This window comes from Aliivibrio logei (assembly GCF_001691055.1).
GTDB classification, from domain to species: domain Bacteria; phylum Pseudomonadota; class Gammaproteobacteria; order Enterobacterales; family Vibrionaceae; genus Aliivibrio; species Aliivibrio salmonicida.
Genome location: NZ_MAJU01000048.1, coordinates 1 through 562, shown reverse-complemented (window position 1 = coordinate 562; position 562 = coordinate 1). Strand labels below are relative to the sequence as shown.

1 protein-coding gene is annotated in these 562 nt (G+C 39.9%); it reads right to left on the bottom strand.

The window, feature by feature from the left end; all coding sequences use genetic code 11:
* Positions 1-372: 372 nt before the first annotated feature.
* A partial coding sequence (locus A6E04_RS21440) for a hypothetical protein (RefSeq protein WP_217491222.1) occupies positions 373-562 on the bottom strand: 190 nt, incomplete at its 5' end.

Sequence of the window (562 nt, the reverse complement as noted above, 5' to 3'; positions counted from 1 at the left end):
CTTTTCGAGGGGCACACCATTGCCTAACGCTGGCATAACACGTTTATTACTATGCAAACCAACCTGAATTTTGATGCCTTAATCACGAAACTCAAGACAAACCCAGAACGCCGAATGTAATAAATCGTGTTGATGCGATTGTTGTGCGTGCTTACTTTCGGCTTGGCTAACTTGGTAAAGAACTGCCTTGCCAAGATTTTCTAAGCCCTAATTCTAATTTACCGATGGCAATTAAGCGAACAAAATGTTCTTAAATTGCGAGATACTGTATAAGGAAAACAGATACAATTTTTACACCATTTGAACGACTTGGTTTCAGCCAGTTTTCGACTGATAAACCAAATATCCTAACCACAATTGGGATTGAAAATGCTACGAGGAAAACACTAATGCAGAATAAAATGAGGCATAACCAAAGAACAATTGAAGCGTAAAATAGCCTCTGAAACGCCTGAACTTAGGGAAATAAGGGCTAATTTGCCGAACCTGATAATACGGAAACCAAAAGGCAACAAAGAAGAAAGGAACGCTTACTAAGCCGAAACTACGAAAGCCGCGATCC